The 19,940-nt window shown below is 69.2% G+C and carries 20 protein-coding genes; 9 read left to right on the forward strand and 11 right to left on the reverse strand.

Annotated features, from left to right (window positions below; translation table 11 throughout):
- Nucleotides 1-20: 20 nt before the first annotated feature.
- Together ACFQ9R_RS18530 and ACFQ9R_RS18535 are read right to left on the reverse strand one after the other, a co-directional pair.
- Nucleotides 21-1,331 (reverse strand): cryptochrome/photolyase family protein, encoded by a 1,311-nt coding sequence (locus tag ACFQ9R_RS18530; protein ID WP_378991995.1) that lies wholly within the window; start codon nt 1,329-1,331, stop codon nt 21-23.
- Nucleotides 1,328-1,921: a lipocalin family protein gene (locus ACFQ9R_RS18535; RefSeq protein ID WP_378991996.1), complete on the reverse strand. Its 594-nt coding sequence runs from the start codon at nt 1,919-1,921 to the stop codon at nt 1,328-1,330. Before ACFQ9R_RS18535 ends, ACFQ9R_RS18530 begins: the two co-directional genes overlap by 4 nt.
- Before the next feature lie 172 nt (nt 1,922-2,093).
- Between ACFQ9R_RS18535 and ACFQ9R_RS18540 the strand changes: the two genes are divergently transcribed.
- Complete coding sequence (locus tag ACFQ9R_RS18540) at nt 2,094-2,930, forward strand: MerR family transcriptional regulator (RefSeq protein WP_378991997.1); 837 nt, start codon at nt 2,094-2,096, stop codon at nt 2,928-2,930.
- A 194-nt stretch (nt 2,931-3,124) separates the two neighbouring features.
- On the opposite strand, the gene ACFQ9R_RS18545 is transcribed toward ACFQ9R_RS18540, so the two are convergent.
- Together ACFQ9R_RS18545 and ACFQ9R_RS18550 are read right to left on the reverse strand one after the other, a co-directional pair.
- Nucleotides 3,125-4,477: a TIGR01777 family oxidoreductase gene (locus ACFQ9R_RS18545; RefSeq protein WP_378991999.1), complete on the reverse strand. Its 1,353-nt coding sequence runs from the start codon at nt 4,475-4,477 to the stop codon at nt 3,125-3,127.
- A gap of 13 nt (nt 4,478-4,490) precedes the next feature.
- Nucleotides 4,491-5,993 (reverse strand): multicopper oxidase family protein, encoded by a 1,503-nt coding sequence (locus ACFQ9R_RS18550; protein ID WP_378992000.1) that lies wholly within the window; start codon nt 5,991-5,993, stop codon nt 4,491-4,493.
- A 249-nt stretch (nt 5,994-6,242) separates the two neighbouring features.
- Here ACFQ9R_RS18550 and ACFQ9R_RS18555 point away from each other — a divergent pair, with 249 nt between their 5' ends.
- The 4 genes from ACFQ9R_RS18555 to ACFQ9R_RS18570 all read left to right on the forward strand — a co-directional run bounded on the left by ACFQ9R_RS18555 (nt 6,243) and on the right by ACFQ9R_RS18570 (nt 9,915).
- A complete protein-coding gene (locus ACFQ9R_RS18555; protein ID WP_378992001.1) occupies nt 6,243-7,403 on the forward strand; it encodes a sensor histidine kinase in 1,161 nt (386 codons plus the stop codon).
- Entirely contained in the window at nt 7,400-8,032 is a 633-nt protein-coding gene (locus ACFQ9R_RS18560) for a response regulator (protein ID WP_378992002.1), read from the forward strand. The genes ACFQ9R_RS18555 and ACFQ9R_RS18560 overlap by 4 nt, the downstream gene beginning before the upstream one ends.
- A 96-nt stretch (nt 8,033-8,128) precedes the next feature.
- Complete coding sequence (locus ACFQ9R_RS18565; protein WP_378992003.1) at nt 8,129-8,758, forward strand: NAD(P)-dependent oxidoreductase; 630 nt, start codon at nt 8,129-8,131, stop codon at nt 8,756-8,758.
- 107 nt (nt 8,759-8,865) lie between these two features.
- Nucleotides 8,866-9,915: an alpha/beta hydrolase gene (locus tag ACFQ9R_RS18570; RefSeq protein WP_378992004.1), complete on the forward strand. Its 1,050-nt coding sequence runs from the start codon at nt 8,866-8,868 to the stop codon at nt 9,913-9,915.
- Here the strand turns inward: ACFQ9R_RS18570 and ACFQ9R_RS18575 are convergent, their stop codons facing one another.
- The 3 genes from ACFQ9R_RS18575 to ACFQ9R_RS18585 are packed head-to-tail and all read right to left on the reverse strand — an operon-like array spanning nt 9,916 to nt 13,102.
- Nucleotides 9,916-10,797: an amidohydrolase family protein gene (locus ACFQ9R_RS18575; protein WP_378992006.1), complete on the reverse strand. Its 882-nt coding sequence runs from the start codon at nt 10,795-10,797 to the stop codon at nt 9,916-9,918.
- A complete protein-coding gene (locus ACFQ9R_RS18580) occupies nt 10,794-11,834 on the reverse strand; it encodes a nucleoside hydrolase (RefSeq protein WP_378992008.1) in 1,041 nt (346 codons plus the stop codon). The genes ACFQ9R_RS18575 and ACFQ9R_RS18580 overlap by 4 nt, the downstream gene beginning before the upstream one ends.
- A gap of 53 nt (nt 11,835-11,887) precedes the next feature.
- Nucleotides 11,888-13,102: an FAD-dependent monooxygenase gene (locus ACFQ9R_RS18585; protein WP_378992010.1), complete on the reverse strand. Its 1,215-nt coding sequence runs from the start codon at nt 13,100-13,102 to the stop codon at nt 11,888-11,890.
- 106 nt (nt 13,103-13,208) lie between these two features.
- Here ACFQ9R_RS18585 and ACFQ9R_RS18590 point away from each other — a divergent pair, with 106 nt between their 5' ends.
- On the forward strand, nt 13,209-13,778 hold the full coding sequence (locus tag ACFQ9R_RS18590; protein WP_378631336.1) for a TetR family transcriptional regulator: 570 nt from the start codon (nt 13,209-13,211) through the stop codon (nt 13,776-13,778).
- Between the two features lie 9 nt (nt 13,779-13,787).
- On the opposite strand, the gene ACFQ9R_RS18595 is transcribed toward ACFQ9R_RS18590, so the two are convergent.
- Nucleotides 13,788-15,164: a CoA transferase gene (locus ACFQ9R_RS18595; RefSeq protein ID WP_378992012.1), complete on the reverse strand. Its 1,377-nt coding sequence runs from the start codon at nt 15,162-15,164 to the stop codon at nt 13,788-13,790.
- A 48-nt stretch (nt 15,165-15,212) separates the two neighbouring features.
- On the opposite strand from ACFQ9R_RS18595, the gene ACFQ9R_RS18600 reads away from it, so the two are divergent.
- Nucleotides 15,213-15,959: a thioesterase II family protein gene (locus tag ACFQ9R_RS18600; protein ID WP_378992056.1), complete on the forward strand. Its 747-nt coding sequence runs from the start codon at nt 15,213-15,215 to the stop codon at nt 15,957-15,959.
- Here ACFQ9R_RS18600 and ACFQ9R_RS18605 read toward each other — a convergent pair.
- Complete coding sequence (locus ACFQ9R_RS18605) at nt 15,940-16,314, reverse strand: DUF2784 domain-containing protein (RefSeq protein ID WP_378992013.1); 375 nt, start codon at nt 16,312-16,314, stop codon at nt 15,940-15,942. The genes ACFQ9R_RS18600 and ACFQ9R_RS18605 overlap by 20 nt on opposite strands.
- Before the next feature lie 69 nt (nt 16,315-16,383).
- Nucleotides 16,384-17,814 carry an SDR family NAD(P)-dependent oxidoreductase gene (locus ACFQ9R_RS18610; protein ID WP_378992014.1) on the reverse strand — a complete coding sequence of 477 codons (1,431 nt, stop codon included), beginning with the start codon at nt 17,812-17,814 and terminating at the stop codon, nt 16,384-16,386.
- Nucleotides 17,815-18,049: 235 nt separating this feature from the next.
- On the opposite strand from ACFQ9R_RS18610, the gene ACFQ9R_RS18615 reads away from it, so the two are divergent.
- On the forward strand, nt 18,050-18,619 hold the full coding sequence (locus ACFQ9R_RS18615) for a TetR/AcrR family transcriptional regulator (protein ID WP_378992016.1): 570 nt from the start codon (nt 18,050-18,052) through the stop codon (nt 18,617-18,619).
- Here the strand turns inward: ACFQ9R_RS18615 and ACFQ9R_RS18620 are convergent.
- Complete coding sequence (locus tag ACFQ9R_RS18620; RefSeq protein WP_378992017.1) at nt 18,616-18,969, reverse strand: hypothetical protein; 354 nt, start codon at nt 18,967-18,969, stop codon at nt 18,616-18,618. The two genes, ACFQ9R_RS18615 and ACFQ9R_RS18620, sit on opposite strands and share 4 nt — an antisense overlap.
- A gap of 257 nt (nt 18,970-19,226) precedes the next feature.
- Here ACFQ9R_RS18620 and ACFQ9R_RS18625 point away from each other — a divergent pair, with 257 nt between their 5' ends.
- Nucleotides 19,227-19,940, forward strand: coding sequence for a hypothetical protein (locus tag ACFQ9R_RS18625; RefSeq protein ID WP_378992018.1), 714 nt, complete (start codon nt 19,227-19,229; stop codon nt 19,938-19,940).

The raw sequence follows: 19,940 nt of genomic DNA on the forward strand, positions 1-19,940 counted from the left end.
CGCAGCCGGAATTCATCGGTCTAGCTGCCCACGCAGTCGATGATCGGCGCGGGATAGTCCGCCGGGTCGATGGCCGCGCGCCACGGTCGGTGAATGCTCGCACCGGGCAGGTGCGCCAACTCGGGCAGCCACCGCCGCACATAGACGCCGTCGGGGTCGTAGCGCTCGGCCTGGCGCAGCGGATTGAGGACCCGGTTGGGCCGGGTGTCGGTGCCCGTGCCCGCGACCCACTGCCAGTTGAGCTGATTGTTGGCGAGGTCGGCGTCGACGAGCCAGCGCAGGAAGTGGGCCGCGCCGACCCGCCAGTCCTGGCGCAGTGATTTGGCGAGAAAGCTCGCCGCGATCAGCCGTGCTCGCCCCGGCATCCAGCCTTCGGCACGGAGCTGCCGCATACCCGCGTCGACGATCGGGTAGCCGGTGCGCCCGTCTCGCCAGGCCGCGACGGCCTGTTCGTCGTCGGGGCCCGCGGCCACCCGCGTGCGGTAGTCCGACCAGGCGGCATCGGGACGGGCGGCGAGCACCTGATGGTGGAAATCGCGCCAGGCCAGCTGCCGGACGAAGGCGAGTCCGCCGTCGGCCGCCGTATCGACCCGGCGCACCACCTCGGTGGGGGACACGCACCCGAAGTGGAGGTACGGCGAGAGCCGGGAGGTGGCGTCGGCGGCGAGATCGTCGTTGTCGCGGGCATAGCCGGTGATCGGGCCGTCGAGCCAGTCGTGCAGCAGCGCACGTCCGGTGGATTCCCCGCCGACCCGCAATTGCGGCGACGGTTGCCCGGAACCGAGATCCGTCGGCTCCGGCAGCGGCTCGCTGTGGATCGGCGGCACCGACAGCGAGCGGGGCGCGGGCAGCGGGGTGCGGCGGTGGGCCGCGCTCCAGCGCCGGAAATAGGGGGTGAAGACGGCGAAGTGATCGCGTCCGGTCGACGGGACGAGTTCGGCGGAGGTGGCTGTGACGGAACCGGAATGGCAGTGCACGACGATGTCGGGGTTGCGGCGCAGCGCCTGCTCGCGCTGCCTGCTGTAGCGGCTGACATCCTCGGCCAGGTGCACGCTCGTGGCGCCGGTCTCCTCGATCACGTGGTCGAGGACATCAGCCACCGCGCCGCGGCGCACGACGAGCGGTCCGCCGAGCGAGCGCAGCTCCTTGTCGAGTTCGGCGAGTGCGGCGGCGAGGAAGTGCGCGCGGTTGGGCGGGCAGCGATCGGGCACCAATACCTCGTCGACGACGAACAGCGGTACCACCCGGTCGGCTTCGCGAACGGCCGCGGTGAGTACCGGATTGTCGTGAACGCGCAGGTCGCGGGTGAACAGAGCGATCGCGACGCTCATCGTGCGCAGAGGGGCAGCACACCCTCGCGGCCGCCGGTCGTGGGTGAGGTGAGGTAGATGCACGGGTCCTGGCCCGCGATTCTGATCGCCTCGTCGATCCGCTGCCAGGTGCTCTCGTCCAGGGCCGGGGTGCGGGAGAGGACGAAACCCGACAGTCTGCTCGGCGAGGTGACCAGGGCCCACGAGTAGTCCGGGCCGAGTGCGGTCACCAGGTAGTTGGTCGGTCCCTCGCGCCCGTCCTGGCCGATGACGCCCGGAAAGCTCACGTGCAGTTGCGCGTTCGTGACCGGGTCGTTCACGGTCGCGGTACCGCGGATCTCGTCGACGCCGCCACTCCAGGTGTGGCAGCGATTGTGGACGGCGATGTCGCCGCGCGCGTCGAGGCTGTAGTTCGCGGAGGTGTCGCGTGCGCAATTGAGGTTGAACACCTGCGGTACTGCCGCGAGCTGATGCCAATCGCCGAGATAGCGGTCGAGGTCCAGGGTCGGCACCGGTGCGGGTGGCTCGGCGGCCGCGGAGCCGGAGCCTGCCACGGTGAGGCCGGCGGCGATCAGCAAGGCGGTGGTCCACGGGCCGAATCGGGTGCGCACAGGAAACTCCTCGCGTAGTCGGTGTTCTTCCATGCTAACAGTAATTGATGCACTATTGATGCATGATGTGGACGGTTCAGCGGGTTGTCGGCTCGACGGGCGAGACCGGGCGCCGACGCGCGGAGGCCGGGCCGTGACACGCCCGCCGAGGCGTTCCGGGCAGAATGAGGCGATGCCCGCCGGTTCTGCTCCTGTCTCCGCCGCGGCCGGTTTCACGGTTCGCGCGGTGGCCGACCGTCTCGGCATCCCGACCGCGACCCTGCGGAGCTGGAATCGCCGGTACGGCATCGGTCCCGCCCAGGATCGGCCCGGCCGCCATCGGCTCTACACCGACACCGATATCGCTGTGCTCGAGCACATGCTCGAGCTGATCGGCGGGGGCGCGAGTCCCGCCGGGGCCGCGGCGGCGGCCCGTGGACCCGCGCCTGCCCTCGGTGACCGTGCCGGCCTGCTCGACGCGGCGTTCGCGCTGGACACCACCACCGTCTGTGCCCATCTGGACGCCCATGTGCGGGCTCATGGCGTCGTACAGACCTGGGAGGCCCTGTGCCGCCCCGCGTTCACCGATATCGTCGCGCGCCAGGGCGGCGGTGAGGGCTGCATCGACGTCGAACACCTGCTGTCGTGGTCCATCGCGGCGGTCATGCAGCAGGTGAGACCGGCGCGCAGCAGCGCGCCCGTGCTGCTCGCGTGCACCAGCGGCGAAACGCATTCGCTCCCGCTCGATGTGCTGCGCGCCGCTTTGGCGCAGGCCGGGGTAGGTGCGCGCATGCTGGGCGCTGACGTGCCGACGGTCGCGTTGTCCGATGCGCTCGCCCGGCATTCGAACGAGGCCTCGGTTTTGCTGTGGTCGCAACGTGAGTCGACCGCGTTGACCTCGGCGGTGCTCGCCTGCGCGGGGTCCGGCGCCCGGGTGCTCGTCGGCGGGCCGGGCTGGGACGCCGTGCTGTTGCCCGACACGGTCGAGCGGATCGGTAGCCTGACGGCCGCGGTCGACGCGCTGCGCTGAATGCGTTCGGGGACATCATGTTTGCGCCTCGGTGTCGCCGATCAACCGCGCTCCCGGCTGGACACAACCGCGCGATCTGACCTGCCGACCATCGAACGATGCGCAGGCGATGCGATACAGGAACTAGTCGACTCCCACGTCGGCGAACTCGCTGACACGCATCGTCCGCTCGCGAGGACCGGTGCCGGACCGTGTCAGCCCGCCGTCCGCCCCAGCAGGTGCCGCAGCGTCTGCTCCAAATCCACGCTCCGGAAAATGTGCCCGGCCTTCGTCAGCTGGGTCGGCGTCACCCGCTGACTGGCCTCGGCGAGTTCGCGCGCGCCCTGCTTGCCCAGCAGTACCGCCGGGCCGAAGCTCGGGACCGGCAGCAGCGCCGGGCGATGCAGCACTCGCGCCAGCACGCGGGTGTACTCGCTGTTGCGAACCGGCTGTGGCGCAACGGCATTGACCGGACCGGCCAGCGTGTCGTCCCAGAGGGCGCGGTGGTAGACATCGACGAGATCGTCGATACCGATCCATGACAACCACTGCCGGCCGTCCCCGATCCGACCGCCGAGACCGGCGCTGAACAACGGCCGCAGCAACCGCAGGGTGCCCCCACGCGGAGACTGCACGATGCCGGTACGCACCCGCACGACCCGGACTCCGCCCACCGCGGCGGGCTCGCACGCGTCCTCCCACTGTTCGACCACATCGGCCAGGAATCCGTCACCGCGCTCGGACTTCTCGGTCAGCGCCTGCTCGCCACGGTCATAGCCGTAATAACCGATGGCGGAGGCGCTGACAAAGGTTTCGACGCCCGAGGCCGCGGCCAGCTCGGCGAGCCGCCGGGTCGGCTCGATGCGGCTGTCGGCCACCACACGCCGGTGCGCGGCGGTGAATCGACCCGCGATCGACGCCCCGGCCAGATGCACCACGGCATCGATGTCGGCGAGCAGGTCGGCGGCGGGCGCGTCGGGGTCCCACTGTCGTTCGTCGGGATGCTGTGCGCGATGGCGGACCAACCGCACCACGCGGTGGCCGCCAGTGCTGAGGAAGGCGCTCAGCGCGGAGCCGACCAGCCCTGACGCGCCGGTCATCGCGATCGTCGTGGTCGGCAGGCCGGCCTGCGCCGCACGGCGGTGGCTCGCCAGATCGTCGGTGAGCTGGCGATAGCGGAACTCGAACATCGGCCGCAACACCGACTCCGGAATCGGCGTCCGCACCCGATCGATGACACGGGTGTGCGTGGCGCCGACCTCGGCGAACTCGTGGATATGCTGCCACGGCAACAGCCGGGAGACCGGCCACGAGGCCGGTCCGCCCGCCGCGACGGCATCGGCGAACCGCTCGGGCGGCCGATACTGCTCGGGGTCGTGTTGAGCGATCCAGCGCAGCCCGCCGGGCAGGCCGAGCACCGCTCGCCCGGTGGCCAGCGAATCGGCTTCGGAGATCAGGGTGACCGGCTGCCATGGTGGCGCCAATCGCGTGAACGCACCGCGACGGGCGAACCAGGCGAAAACGTCGGATCGGGGTGTTGCAACGATGTCAGAACACTCGATGCCCATCCCTCGACTGTAGTCACGATCCGCCGTGATCCATGGCTCCCATGTCCATGTCCATCAGCGCAGGTGCGGGTTGCTGCCCGGGGGCCAGCACCAGGAACTGGCCCATCATGCCCTGGTCTTCGTGGTGGAGCAGGTGGCAGTGGTACATGTACGGATAGGTGGGGTCGGTGTGGTCGGCGAAGTGCATGGCCAGGGTGTAGGTGGCGCCCGGGGTCGTGTAGACGGTGTCCTTCCAGCCGGAAAGGGCTGGGGGAGGCGGTGTTCCGTCGACGGCGACGATCTGGAATTGGACGTCGTGGACGTGGAAGTTGTGGGGCCAGTTGTCCTTGTTGCGGACCGTCCAGACTTCGGTGGTGTCGACGGGAATGGTCATGTCGATGCGATTCATGTCCATGCGGCGATTGTTGATCATGAACCATTGGAGGTCGAACGAACGGGTCGGTGGGGTGGTCGCGGCGGCGAGGGCGGGCATCGGGATCAGCGTCGCCGGTAGTGCGGCGGAGGGTCGCACGGTGGCGCCGGCACGCAGTGTCAGGATGTCGAAGGTGTCGTCGAAACCGAACTCGCCCGCGCGGTCGATACCCGCGCGCTCGGTGATCGGCAGCGACCGTAACGTGACGTTCTCGCCCGGATCCAGGGCGACCACCAGCTCGACACGCTCGCCAGGGCTGACCTGAATCCGCTTCAGCGCAACGGGTTCGGCGAGCAGACCGCCGTCGGTGGCGATGAGCTGGAACGTTCTGCCGTCGCCGAAGGCGAGCTGGTAGAGCCGGCCCGACGAGCCGTTGAGGATCCGCAACCGGACCCGGTCGGTGGTGACGGGCAGGTGGGCGTTCGCGATGCCGTTGGTGACGATCGTGTCGCCGAGCAGGCCGACGTCGGTGGCGTCGGAATCGTCGAGGGCGCCGTCGGCGGTGAACCGGCGGTCCTGGATCACCAGCGGAATGTCGTCGACGCCATAGTCTTTCGGCAGATCCAGGGCGTCCGACGCGTCGTCGTCGATCAGGAAGAAGCCGGAAAGGCCGCGCTGGACATGCTTTTCGGTCGCGCCGTGCGGATGTGGGTGGTACCAGAGCGTCGCGGCCTGCTGCTGCACGGTCCACTGCGGCGCCCACTGGGCACCCGGCGCGATCATCTGATGGGGGCCACCATCGAACTTCGCGGGCAGGTGCATGCCGTGCCAGTGCACCGACGTGGGTTCGGGCAGGTCGTTGGTGATGGTGAAGGCCACCTTCTCGCCGCGTCGAGCCCGCACGGTGGGTCCGAGGACCGAACCGCTGTACCCCCATGTCGGGGTCTGCTTGCCCCGGATCATCTCGGTCGTGCCCGGCTGGGCCCGCAGCGTGAATCGGCGGACGCCGTCCGCGCCGGCGGTGGATGCGGCCAGCGGTGGGATCGGCAACGGTCGCGTCGACCCGGGTGCTGAATCAGGTGCCGAGGGGCGGATCGAACACCCGGCCGCGTACGCCACCGGTGCGAGGGCGAGCCCGGTGAGAAATCCTCGTCGCGAGACCACGTGTGCTCCTTCTGTGCGGGAACCTCCAGCTTCGTTCGGGGGCGGCGGCGGGGACTCCGCCGAACGGCCCGACTCGATCCGCCGGATTCCACCCGCGCGGCCCTTGCGCGCACGCGGTTCGCCTGGTACTGGAGCCGATCCAGAACGGCTCGCCGATCGAGCCCCCTCGCGGATCGCGCCCGCTCTCGCACGGGCGCGCCGACCGCCTACTCGCGCGGCCCGAACCACTCGGTCGCTTACCGTGGGGGCGTGATCGACATCCGCGCCCACCGCGACTGGCGAGGGCTGCTGCGGTGGCTGCCGCTGGCGCTGATCCCGGTGTTGCTGCTGGCCAGCACCTACCCGGGCCAGTACCGCGTGCCGCCGCACTACTGGCTGCTGGCGATGACCGCGGCCGTGGTGTTTCTGGCCGGCGCTCGGTGGCCGCTCGCGGTGTCGCTCGCGCTGTCGGCGCTGGCTGTGCCGATGCTGCGCACCGATGCCTGGGGAGTGTCCGGGCTGGCGCCGTACCTCGGCGCGGTGGCCCTGGTGGATGTGGTGGCGCGCACCCACCGGTGGTCGACGGTCGCGGTGTCGACCGCGGGCTGGGCCGCGGCTGTGACGCTCGGGCGGGTCGGCCTCCACGACAACTCGATCGGGCGGGCGTCGACCCTCGTCGAGGCCGCGGCATATGTGGGACTTCCGTTGCTGCTCGGGTTGTACCTGCGGGGGCAGCGTGACCTGGCGCAGAATCTGCGCGTGCGCGCCGAGGAGGCGCAAGCGCGTACCCGCCTCGACGAGCGCGCCGCGCTGGCGCGGGAGCTCCACGATGTGGTCGCTCACCATATGGCCTCGATCGTGCTGCGGACCTCGGTGGCGGGACATGTTGTGCGCGAAGCCGATCCGCGGGTGGTCGCGGTGCTCGACGATGTGCGCGACACCGCGGCCGATGCGCTCGCCGACATTCGCCGCTTGCTCGCCGCCCTGCGCGATCCGGCCCTCGGCACGGTCGCCCTGGTCGACTCCGACGCGGTCACGACCGAGGTCGAGGCCGCGCTCGCTCGGGCTCGTGCTGCCGGGTTCACTGTCGTGACCGAAATCGACACCGACCTCGGCGGACTCGACGCGATCAGCAGGCTCACGCTGTTGCGTCTGGTCCAGGAATCGCTGACCAACGTGATGAAACACGCGGCTCGTGATGTGCCGGTACGGTTCGCAATTCTCCGGTGCGAAGGCGGGGTCACCATCGAAGTCGTCAACGGCGGACGCGACGGGGCGACGGCGCCTCCTGGACACGGAATCGTCGGGATGCGCGAGCGCGCCGAACTCGCCGGCGGCACTCTCACCGTCGGTACGGTCGCGAACGGCGACGCGACGTGGACAGTGCGCGCTCGGCTGCCGGACACCACGAGGGGAATGGGGCTGTCGTGATCACGGTCTTGCTGGTCGACGATCAGCGCCTTGTGCGCGCGGGCCTGCGGATGCTCATCGAGGACACCACCGACCTCGCCGTCGTCGGGGAGGCGGCCGACGGTGTCGCGGCGGTGCGGCTCTACGCCGAGCTCGCGCCCGACCTGGTCGTGATGGACCTGCGGATGCCAGGACTCGACGGTGTCGCGGCGACCCGGCAGATCCTGGCCGCGTCACCACGCGCGAAAGTGCTGGTGCTGACCACTTTCGACGATGACGAACACCTGTTTCCCGCGCTGTCGGCCGGGGCCGCGGGCTATTTCGTCAAGGACACCGAGCCCGCCGTGCTGCTCGATGCGATCCGGCGCACGGTGGAGGGCGATCTGATGTTCTCGCCCGCGCTGCTGCGCCGCCTGGTCGATCGGGCGCTCGCGGCGCCGTCGGCGCTGGTCCGCACTCCTGATCTGACGCCACGGGAGCTCGACGTCCTTCGTCTCGTGGCCCAGGGGTACGGCAACCAGGAGATCGCTGACCAGCTCCACCTGGGCGTCAGCACCGTCAAGACCCACATCGCCAACCTGCTCGGCAAGACCGGCACCGACAACCGTGTTCGCCTCGCCGTTTACGCGGCAGAGGTCATCGGCCGCTGATATCTCGAGAGTGAGATAAGTCATCATTAACTAAGTCAACATTAAGATATATTTCTCTCTGTCAGGCAGTCGGATTGTCGTGCAGGAGGATTGGTCATGCGGATCGCGGTGTTCGGAGCCGGTGGGGCCGTCGGGAGTCGGGTCGTCGCCGAGGCGGTGGCGCGCGGGCACGAGGTGACCGCGGTGTCGCGGCGGGAGATGCCGGTTCCGGACGGTGTGCGGGTGCGGATCGGCGACGCGAGCCGAGCCGACGACGTCGAAAAGATCAGCGCCGGACACGATCTCGTGATTTCGGCGACCCGGCCCGCGGTGGGACGTGAATCCGAACTGCCTGCCGTCGCGGCGGCGATGCTCGACGGCGTCGCACGCGCCGGTGTGCGGCTGCTGGTCGTCGGTGGTGCGGCGACGCTGACGGTTCCCGGCGCCGGGGTGCCGCTGAGCCGAACCCCGGAGTTCCCGGCCGAACTCGCGGCGATCGCACAGGCGTGCGCCGATCAGCTCGCCGCGTGCCGATCGGACGCGGTGGCGGACTGGACCTATCTGAGCCCGCCCGCTGATCTGATTCCGGGGGAGCGCACCGGTGGGTACCGGGTCGGTGCCGACGAACTGCTGGTCGACGCGGACGGCGTCTCGGCGATCTCCATGGAGGACTTCGCGGTGGCATTGCTCGACGAGGCGGAGCGGCCCGCTCATCGACGGGCCCGATTCACCGTCGCGGCACGCTGATTCACCGAATCGGCGTTGTGTTCGGTGACAAATCGGTAAGAAACCGGTAACGACAGTGTGATCCGGCCCGATATTGTGACGAGCCGCACTGAGCGGTCGGTTTTCGCATGGAGGTTGGATCGGTGAGGTGCCGCAGCGCGGTTTCGGCGGTGCTCGTCGTGGTGGGCTCGATGACGGGCGTCAGCGGGGCGCACGCACAAGAGCTGGAACCGATTGTCGCGGTGGTGAATCAGACCGTCACAATCGATGGTTCGCGGGCCGAGGTGACCTCGATCGACGGTCGGCAGGTGACCGTGCGGATCCACTCGGCCGCCATGGGACGCGAGGTCTCGGTGAAGGTTCAGCGCCCCGCCGACACGTCGGTGCCGCGGCCGTCGCTGTATCTGGTGAACGGCGCTGGTGGCGGCGAAGACACTGCCACCTGGGAACAGAACACCGATGTCGTCGACTTCTTGGCGGGCAAGGACGTCAACGTCGTCATGCCGATCGGTGGCGCGTGGAGTTACTACACCGACTGGCGCGAGCCGGATCCGATGCTGGGCGTGAACAAATGGCGGACCTTCTTCCTCGACGAACTGCCCACGCTCGTCGACACGATGTTCGCCACGACGGGGCGCAACGCGATCGCGGCGAACTCGATGACGGCCACCTCCGTGTTACAGCTCGCGATCGCGAAGCCGGGCCTGTTCCGCTCCGTAGCCGCCTACAGCGGCTGCGCCCAGATCAGCGACCCGGTGGGCAGGCAGTTCGTCAATGTCGTGGTCGGAACCGGCGGCGGCGACGCGTCGAACATGTACGGACCGCCCGGCGATCCGGCCTGGGCGGCCAACGACCCTGTCGTCAACGCCGAGGGCCTGCGCGGGACCAAGCTCTACGTCTCGAACGGCAACGGACTACCCGGCGAGTTCGACAAGCTCGGTGACTCGCACCTGGTGACCTGGGGCCCGGTCGGGTTGGCCAACCAGATCGTCGTCGGCGGCGTCATCGAGGCCACGACCCGCTGGTGCACCAAGAACCTGCAGAATCGCCTGGAAGAACTGGACATTCCCGCGACCTTCGACCTGTCGACCCAGGGCACCCACTCGTGGGGTTACTGGCAGAAGGCCTTCAAGAACTCCTGGCCGTTGCTGGCCGAGGGGATGGGGATCCCCGTCTGATCAGTCGAGCTCGAACAACCGCGCCGCGTTGTCGTGGCAGACCTTGCGCAGCCACTCCGGACCGACGTCCAGGCGTTCCAGTGCGGCGACGGACTCGGCGTAGGGATACGGGATATTGGGGAAGTCGCTGCCGAACAGAATGCGATCGGCGAAGCGGCGCAGGCGTTCTCGTTCGGCGGGTGGGAAGGGCGCATCGCCTTCGCTGAAATCGGTCCACACCATGGTGGTGTCGAGGTAGAGCCGCGGGTACTGCTCGGCCAGGTCGAGGAACTCGCTGTACTCGGGGGTCCCCATGTGCGCGATGATCAAGCGCAGGGTCGGGAAGCGCCGCAGGAGTTCGGCGATGGGCGCGGGCCCGGTGAATTCGCCGGGGGCGGGGCCCGATCCACAGTGGATCAGAACGGGCGTGCCGGTTTCGGCGAGGATCGCCCACACCGGGTCGAGCAGCGGATCCAAGGGCGAGAACACGCCGACCTGGATGTGCACCTTGAACACTCGCGCGCCACGGTCGATGGCCTCGCGAACGTAGCGTGGCGCGTCCGGCTCGGGGTAGAAGGTGGCGGTGTGCAGGCAATCGGGGGTCCGTGCGGCGAACTCGGCGGTCCAGTCGTTGAGCCAGGCGCCCATCTCCGGTTTGTGCGGGTACACCAGGGAGGTGAACGCCCGGATGCCGAAGTCGCGCAGGGTCTTCAGGCGCACCTGTTCGTCGTCGCGATAGGTGATCGGCCACGGTCGGCCCGTCAGTGGCCCCGCGGTGTCGAAGTAGGCCCAGACCTTGCGCATCACCTGGTCGGGCATGAAGTGGGTGTGGACGTCGATGATCGCGGGCAGCTGGTAGCGCGCGCGGAAGTCGGCGAGGTAGGCGACAGTGTCTACGGTCATGACTGCTCCGGGTAGAGGCGGCGGGCCAGGGCGCCGACGCGGGTGACGAGGCGTTCGAAGAAGACGGCGGGGTCGGTGCCGATCACGATGTCGGCGTTGGGTTCTCGGCCCCACATGCCCGCCCAGTCGGCGACCGTGGTGGCACGGGTGATGGTGCCGGCCAGTTCCACGTCGACGGTGGCCGGGCGGGTGGTCACCGAGGTCGGGTCGAGCGCGACCGCCGCCGCGAACGGGTCGTGCATGTGGGCCAGATATCCCAGGTCGTACTGGTGGTGGAAGTCGAAATAGAACCGCACCGCGTCGGTGAGATAGCGGATGATCGGATTACTGGCCGCCGAACGGAATTCGGGGGGATCACCCGCTCCGACATGCTCGATCGGTGCGCTGCGGGCCGCCTGTGCGAGCAGGGCGAGGTGTTCGGGCAGCATCTCGATGGACTCGGTGATATCCAGCGCGCACACCAGCGGCCTGCGCTCCGGTGGCGCCGCCGAGAAGGCGTCGAACACTTCCTTGGCCGCTTCGGGGTCGACGTGGATGTTCCACTCGTTGGTCGGCGTCGTATTGCCGGGGTGGTTGAACGCGCCGCCCATGATGACGAGACGGTTCAGCAGGCGCGGCAGCTCGGGTTCGATGCGCAGGGCCAGTGCGAGATTGGTCAGCGGACCGGTACACAGGCCGATCACCTCGCCCGGCGCGGCGCGAACCAGGTCCACCCAGAGCTGGGCCGCCGATCGAGGCGACAGCGCACGCGAGGACACAGGCAGCACGGCGTAGCCGAGTCCCTGCGGACCGTGGGTGTCCTCGGTGGTGCGCAAGGGCACGGCGAGCGGTTCGGGGGCACCGAGCGCCACCTCGATCTCGGGTGCCCGGCCCAGGTCGAGCATCGCCAGGGTGTTCGCCGCGACCTGGGCGCCGTCCACGTTGCCCGCGGTGGCCGCGATGCCGATGATCTCGGCGTCGTCGCAGGCCAGCAGGTAGAGGATGGCCAGGGAGTCGTCGATTCCGGTATCGACGTCGAGGATGATCTTCTGCGGCACGTCATCGAGAGTAGCCGCGGACCTGTCGAGGTCCGCGGCCAGTCTGCGGGTGGTCAGTAGGTCGGGAGGGCGAATTCCTCGGTGTGGCCGAAGAAGATCTTCTTGGTGAGCGGACGCATCGGGCGCGACATCATCAGCCGCACGTTCGTCTTGGCGAGCCGCGTCAACAGCGGGGACTTCGGGATCATCATCGCCATGCCGCCACCGGGGATCTCCTTGGCCTTGTCGAGGAACGGCGAGATCTTGTCCTGGTAGCGCCGCTGCGCGGCGGCCAGATCGTCCGGGGTGGCCGCGATCTCGGCGGCCAGGATGTAGGCGCCCACGATGGCCATCGCGGTGCCCATGCCGGTCAGCGGTGAGCCGCAGTAGCCCGCGTCGCCGATCAGTGTCACACGGCCGACGGACAATTCGGGAACGTCGACGCGGGCGACTTCGTCGAAGTAGAAGTCGGGGGTGGTCTCCATCGCCGCGAGGACGGCGGGAGCATGCCAGCCCGCGTCGCCGATCGTCTTCCTGATCAGCGCGCGCTGGGCGTCGACGTCGCGGCGCAGCGCCGGGTCCGGCTCGGTGCGCATGGTGATGATCGCCTTGGCGGTGCTCGGGTCGGCGTCGGGACGGATGCCGAGCATGGCGCCGGGCACCAGGCGCATGCTGAACCAGCCGGGCTCCACATCGGCGGGCTTGGGCATGGTGAAGAAGGCGCCGTAGCCGCCGAGGTTGGTGCTGAACTTCTCCTCGGGCCCGAAGACCAGTCGCCGCGTCGCCGAGTGGATGCCGTCGGCGCCGATCACCAGGTCGAACCGCTCGGTGGCCCCGGAGGCGAACGTGACGTCCACGCCGGTGTCGTCCTGGACGACCTGGTCGATCCACTCGTCGTAGCGGTAGTCCAGCTGACCGTTGTCGGCGGTGGCCAGCGCGTCGAGGAGCACTTGATTGAGGTCGCCCCGGGTGATCTCGATTTCGGCGACGGCGCCCTGCCCGTCGAAGTCCTCCATCGCCATCCTGGCGTAGATCTTGCCGTCGCCGTCGATGTAGGACATGCCGCGCTCGTCGAGCTGGTACTTGGCGATGCCTTCCCTCAGGCCCATCCGCTCAGCGGCTTCCTTGCTCGGGCCACGCAGGTCGACGGCCTGGCCGCCGGGGCGGGGGGCCGCGGCGCGCTCGACCACGGTGGTGCGAATGCCGGTGCGCAGCAACTGGAGTGCGACCGCGTTGCCGGCGATGCCGCCGCCGGAGACGAGAACGTGGAGGGTGCTGGTGATGCTCATGATGGTGGTTCCCGTCTGATGTACGAATGTCTTAGACATATGTCTAACAGAGATTGGCACGTATGTCTAGAACAAATGTCTTAGACGGTCGGGTAGGCTGCTGAGCATGGGAAACAGAGAAGACCTACTGGCGGGGGCGCGCAAAGTGATTCTCGAGCGCGGCGTCGCGAAGGCGACCGCGCGTGATATCGCCGCCGCGGCGGGGGTGAGCCTGGCCGCGATCGGCTACCACTTCGGGTCGAAGGATCGCCTCGTCACCGAGGCGTTGAGCGAGGCGCTCGGCACCGGGATGGGCGATGCGATGGACGAGCTGATCGCCGCGGGCACCGGCAAGTCACCGCTGGAGGGGCTCGCGCTGCTGTGGAACGGGATGCCCGAGGTGTTCGCGGGCAATCACGAGGCGATGCTGGCCAGCCTGGAGAACATCGTGCGGATCGTGCGCTCCGACGACGCACGAGCGCAGCTGGGCGACCAGCTGTCCGGGGCGTTCGCCGACCTCGGTGCCCATGTGCAGGCGGCCCACCCCGAGCTCGACGCGGCACAGGCCGCGGCGATCGGGCGGATGTATTTCGTGATCGCCCAGGGGCTCGGGATGCTGTGGCTGCTGGACCCGGGTGAGGTGGCTGTCGATGGCGATCAGCTCACTGTGGCGATCCGGGCGCTCGCGGGGAAGTGACCCGGCTGGTCACGGGCGGTGGTAATGATCGGGTGCTTCGACCCAGAACGGTTGCGCTGATCCGTAAGGTGGTGCGGGCCAGCGGTAGTCGTCGTAGTCGGCGAATGCCGGTGCGGCCGTGACCAGTTCGCTGTGCGTGACGGTCGACGCCGGGTCCGGCGGTGTCGGCGCGGGGTGGCCGGGGCAGCGGTCGTCCGCGGTCAGGAGCCAGGATGCGGTGCGTGCCAGGGAAACTCGGACGTTGCGGCCGAACCCGTCGCCGGCGCGAGCCAGCAGGGCATCCATGACGGCGGCGGCCAGCAGGTAGCCCGACCCGTGGTCGAGTGCCTGGGCGGGCAGTGCGCCGGGCCGATCGGGCGCTCCCTCGAGCAACGAAATGCCGGACACCGCTTGGACGATGCTGTCGAAGCCCCGTCGCTCGCCCCACGGCCCGCTCGTACCCCAGGCCGAGACCGTGGCCTCGATCAAGCCGGGACGTCCGGCGGCGCGGACACCGGCCGCGGCGAGGGCACCCGGGCGGTAACCGGTGACCAGTACATCGGCCTCGTCGAGGAGGATCTCGAAGGTCGCCAGGTCGGTGCGCAGGTCGAGCAAGGTCGAGCGTTTGCCCTGGCAGTTGTCGGAGAACTGCCAGTCGATTTCGGGCAGGTGCGGTGGGTCGATCCGCAGCACGTCGGCGCCGAGCAAGGCCAGCGTTCGGGTGGCCACCGGGCCCGCGAGGACGCGGGTGAGGTCGAGCACGCGAAGGCCGGTCAGCGGTCGCTCGACGGTAGCGGCGCGCTCGCCCGCCCCTGGCCACGGTGGGGCGGATGTGCGGGCGTCGCGGGCGTCGACGGCGACCAATGCTCCGAGAGCGGCCGCGCGGCCCATCGGGCTTTCCGCCCATTCGCCCTCGGTGCGGACTCGTGCCGCGATGGCGCCCACGGCCGCGGCGGCATCTTCGATCTCGGCGCCCTTCATCGCGGAAAACCGGGCGGTGAGCTGGGCGGCGTCTCCGGCTGCCGGGAGGTCGAGCGCGCGCAGCAAGCGCTGGCGGTGATGTGGGTAGTTCGCGTGGGTGCGCACCCATCCGTCGGCGGTGGGAAAGAAGCCGGACAGCTCGGCGAAGAACGCGGGCGCGCTACCGCCCCGCCGGAACAACCGTTCACTGCTGAACGCCGCGGTCACCCGGTCGGCATCGAGGCGAACGGGGCGCGCGGGCAGGCCGCGTGCGACTCTGACCCGGTTGGCGGCCGCGCTCACTGCCGCGACCGAACCCGCCGCGAGCGCCCACACCGGTAGGGTGGCCGCCAACCGCGCACCGGGATCCGGCACGTCGGCATCGCTCGACGGCGGGAGTCCCAGTCCCGTCTCGTAGGCGTGGACGAGCTGCTGCGCGGTGGTCACATCGACCAGCCTAGTTGCGGTGGAGAGGGTGAGGAGTGTGATGTGGGCGTGAATACGGCTGCGACGGAGTGGGTTCGGATCCTGCGATCGGAGGCGGCGGCCCGCGGTCGGGTGACGTGTTTTCCGCCCGGCGGGGGATCGGCGACCTTCTATCGGGAGTTGGCGCGACACATCGGCGCCGGTGTCGAAGTGACGGCGGTGCAATATCCCGGCAGGCAGGACCGGCTCGGCGATCCGACGATCACCGACCTGCATCTGCTCGCCGACCGGATCGCCGCGGACATCGCGCGGCAGCCGGGACCGGCCCGTGCGCTGTTCGGGCACAGCATGGGCGCGACCGTGGCCTACGAGACCGCACTGCGACTCGCCGCCGCCGGGCAACCGCCCCGCGTCCTCATCGTCTCCGGTCGTCCCGCACCGGAATTCGTCGAAACCGGACGGCTACACAGAGGATCGGACACCGCGCTCATCGACGAGCTGGAGCGGCTGGCGAACGATCCCGCACCGGTGCGACTGCTGCGCACCGAACCGGGCCTGGCCGATCTCGTGCTGCCCGCCGTGCGGGCCGACTACCAGGCGGTCGAGACCTATCGGCGTCGGCCGGGAGCACAGCTGAGCTGCCCGGTCGTCGCCTTGGTGAGTACCGAGGATCCGACGACCACGGTGGACCAGGCCGAACAGTGGCGTGCGGTCACCGACGGGCCGTTCAGCCTGCGCACGTTCGGTGGCGGGCACTTCTACCTCGACGAACAGCACGCCGCGGTGGCGCAGGAGATCACACGGCACGTGAACTGAGCCGGCGCTGGTGCAGGCGCGCGTAGCCCAGCCACGACACGAGCACCGCCAGCGCCGCCAGTGCCCGCACCAAGCCGAGCGCGCTGTCGGGGTAGATCACCCCGGTGAGGTAGTGGTCGATGAAGCCGGCGGCGGGCAACTCACCCACCCCCGCTTGCCTGCGCGCCCAGTTCTCGGCGTAGGTGAGCGGGCAGTCGAAGCCGATCAGGATGGTGCCGAAGCCCCACGCCACGGCCAGTACGTGCAGGCCGATCGTGCGGGGCCATCGCCACGCCAGGAAGCCGCCGGCGACCACGTACGCGATGAACGCGACGTGGGTGACGGCGAGAACGTCGGCCAGCACCCGGAACGGCACCTATTCAGGATATGTACCGTGCTCCCCGGGCGGCATCATGATCATCATTCCGGTTCGGCATCGCTTGCGTCACCAGGGTGAAGGCCGGTAGTCCTTGAGGAAGCAGCCGTAGAGGTCCACGCCGTCCTCGCCCTGCACGATCGGGTCGTAGACGCGGGCGGCGCCGTCGACGAGATCGAGCGGTGCGTGGAAGCCCTCCTCGGCGAGGCGGACCTTGGTGAAGTGCGGGCGTTCGTCGGTGATCCAGCCGGTGTCGACCGCGGTCATCAGGATCGAGTCGGCCTCGAACATCTCGAGGGCGCTGGTGCGGGTGAGCATGTTGAGCGCGGCCTTGGCCATGTTCGTGTGCGGGTGCCCCGGGCCCTTGTAGCCGCGGCCGAACTGGCCTTCCATCGCCGAGACGTTGACCACGTACTTGCGCCGACCTGCCGCGGCGGCCAGGGCAGGGCGCAACCGTGACACCAGGATGAACGGCGCGACCGAGTTGCACAGCTGCACCTCGAGCAGCTCGGTGGCCTCCACCTCGCCGACGGTCTGCACCCAGCTGTTGGTGTGCGCGAGGTCGGGGACAAGACCACCGGCGTCGATGGCCACGCCCGCCGCGATCCGCTCCGGGGTGGCCGAACCGGCGACCAGCGCGAGTTCGGCGACATCGGTGGCCGACAGCGACGGCGTGAGGGAGGCGGTGAGTGCGGTCGGGTGGGCCTGCATGGTCTTGCCGAACGTGACCATCTCCGGCAGGACGCCCGCGGGCAGCGGCGCGGTCTCGGCGTCGACCAGCGCGCTGTAGGCGCCGGCCGATCGGCGCACCGTCTGGGCCGCGTTGTTGATCAGGATGTCGAGGGGGCCCTGGGCGGCGACGTCATCGGCCAGCGCCACGACCTGCGCGGGGTCACGCAGATCGATGCCGATGATGCGCAGCCGGTGCAGCCAGTCGGCGCTGTCCTCCATGGCGGCGAAGCGACGGATCGCGTCGTTGGGGAAGCGAGTGGTGATGGTGGTGTGCGCACCGTCGCGCAGCAGCCGCAACGCGATGTACATGCCGATCTTGGCGCGACCGCCGGTGAGCAGGGCGCGTTTGCCGGACAGGTCGGTGCGCGCGTCGCGCTTGGTGTGGCTCGCTACCGCGCACTCAGGGCACAGCTGGTGGTAGAACGCGTCGACCTGGGTGTACTTCTGCTTGCAGATGTAGCAGGGACGCGCCTTGAGCAGGGTGCCCGCGCTGGCGCCCGTGGTGGACGAGCTGATCGGGATGCCCGCGGTCTCGTCGTCGATGCGCTGCGGGGAGCCCGTCGCGGTCGCGGCGATGACGGCGCGGTCGTTCGAGGAGATCTGCTCCCTGGCCTCGATGCGACGGCGGTGCTTGAGCTTTTTGAACATGTGCCCGACGGCGCGCTGCACGGCGATGGAGTCGGGATGTTCCTTCTCCAGCTGCCCGGCGCGTTCCAGTACCCGCAGACAGGTCGCCAACTCGTCCGGATCGATCATGTTCTCGGTCATCGGGGAGTGCGACATTCCTTCGTGCGGGAGCGGTGGACGACATCTATTGTCGCATTGGCCGCGCGAGCGACCCGCTGGGTATCGTGATGGGCCGTCGTCGCAACCGTGCGACGGCTATCGAACTCGACGGAGAACCGCGATTTCCCCGCTGGACACCGACACCGCAGACGCGCCGCGCAGGCGCAGGCTCGAACCCGACGAGCGACGAGCGCAGATCCTGGCGTGTGCCATCGATATGTTCGGTGAGCGGCCCTACGCGGCGGTGTCGACCGCGGAACTGGCCCAGCGCGCGGGGGTGGCCCGTGGCCTGATCAACCACTACTTCGGCAACAAGCGCTACCTGTATCTGGCGGTGGTGCGCCGCATGGTGACTCTGCCGCGTCAGGACAAGGTGTCCATTCCCGACGGCACACCGGGTGAGCGGGTCGACGCGATCGTGGGCTGGCTGCTCGACACCATCGCCGAGCACGGCACCACCTGGGTGAAGGTGACCAGCCACGAGGGCGTCGGCGACGACCCCGAGGTGCAGCAGATCCTCGATCAGGCCGACGATGCCGCCGCCGAACGCATGCTGGTGATGATCGGGCGCGCCGATCTGGCAGACAGTGCACGTTTGCGCGCGCTGGTCCTCGCCTACGCGGGACTGGTGAAAGTCGCCGGACGCGAATGGATCACCCGCGGCACCCTCACCAGGGCGCAGGTGCATCAACTGCTGGCCGACACCCTGCTCACGATGATCACCGTGACGATTCCCAGCGTGCTGATCACCGAGCCGGAACCGACCGTGGAATCGGGCGAGCGCTAGGAATCGAGCGCGCGATTCGAGCGCCGCATCGCGATCGCGGCGGCACTGTAGCGCTGGGGTCCGGCATGGCCGGGCGCGTGCCCGGTGCGGCCGAGCATCTGCTCGATCTTCTTCTCCCGGTGATGCTCGAACATCAGCGCACCGACACCGCCGCCGAGGAAAAGTAACGTCATGATCCCGGCCAGCACGGCCCATCCGGTGTGCTCGGTACCAGCCGCGACGAGGGTGCACGCGAGCCCGACCACCCCGATCGCGCACATGATGATGCCGGGAACGTTGTAATCGTCGGCCAGCAGATCACCGGCTTGGGCATGCCAGGTGCGGTCTGCCGACGGCGTGCTGTCGGACATGAGTCCTCCTCGCGAGCTCAGGGGTGCGCGCAACGCTGCACTTGATGACCAGCATGAACCTGTTCCGTCCGCCGGGGTAAGGGTGTTAGCCGGTTCGTTACCAGGGCGCTCGCGCGAGTTGACACGTTATGTCACTGTGACCCTATTTCGCGTTTGAGCTGTGCTACCGGGCTGTGAGTCCTTATTCTCGTCGCGTAACCCGGCGCCGCACCTGTTTCGTTGTGCGCCCGGGGAGATCGGAGAGGGACCCGGGGTTGATGGCACGGTACGAGGAATGGGATGACGACCCCGAGCAGGAGTCCGACGATCGGCGTTGGGACGGCCAGCGCTGGCCGCAGGTGAGCGCGGACAGTGCGACCGGCGGTCGCCGCGGTGACCAACCGCGCGTGAATCCGTACTCGATGGTGGCACTGGCCGCCGCGCTGGTGCTGCTGTTCCCGATCGCGATCGTGTTCGGGCTGCTGTCGTTCGGGCATCCACGCGGGCGGGGGATCGCGGTGCTGGCACTGCTGCTCGGTATCTCCGAGGTGGCGGTCGCGGCAGCGATCGGCCTCGCCGTTTTCGGCGGGTTGGACGTGTCGATGCCGGCTCTCGCCCAGTCGGCGGCGACCACGACGCCGACGCCGGTGTCGGTGACCTCGCACACGGCGCCGACGGTGACCGAGGCCGTCCCGGTGACGAGCCCCGCGGGCGGCGGCGAGAAAAGCGGCGTGGTCGAGAAGGGCACGGAGTGCACCGCGGAGAAGGCCGGTCTGCTCGGCGTCGCGGCAGACGGTGCGACATTGCTGTGTCTGCGCGGACCGAGTGGTCATACCTGGTCGGGGCCGTTCAAGGTATCGGGGTCCTACTACACCGCGGGGGCGAAATGCGATCCCTCGGTGGACAAATCGGGCCGTACCTCCGACAACCACGCGCTTGTGTGCGAGGGCAAGGGCAGCGCCGCGGTCTGGTCGCTGTGGACCACCGAATAG

The organism is Nocardia sp. NPDC056541, assembly GCF_042794235.1.
GTDB lineage: Bacteria > Actinomycetota > Actinomycetes > Mycobacteriales > Mycobacteriaceae > Nocardia.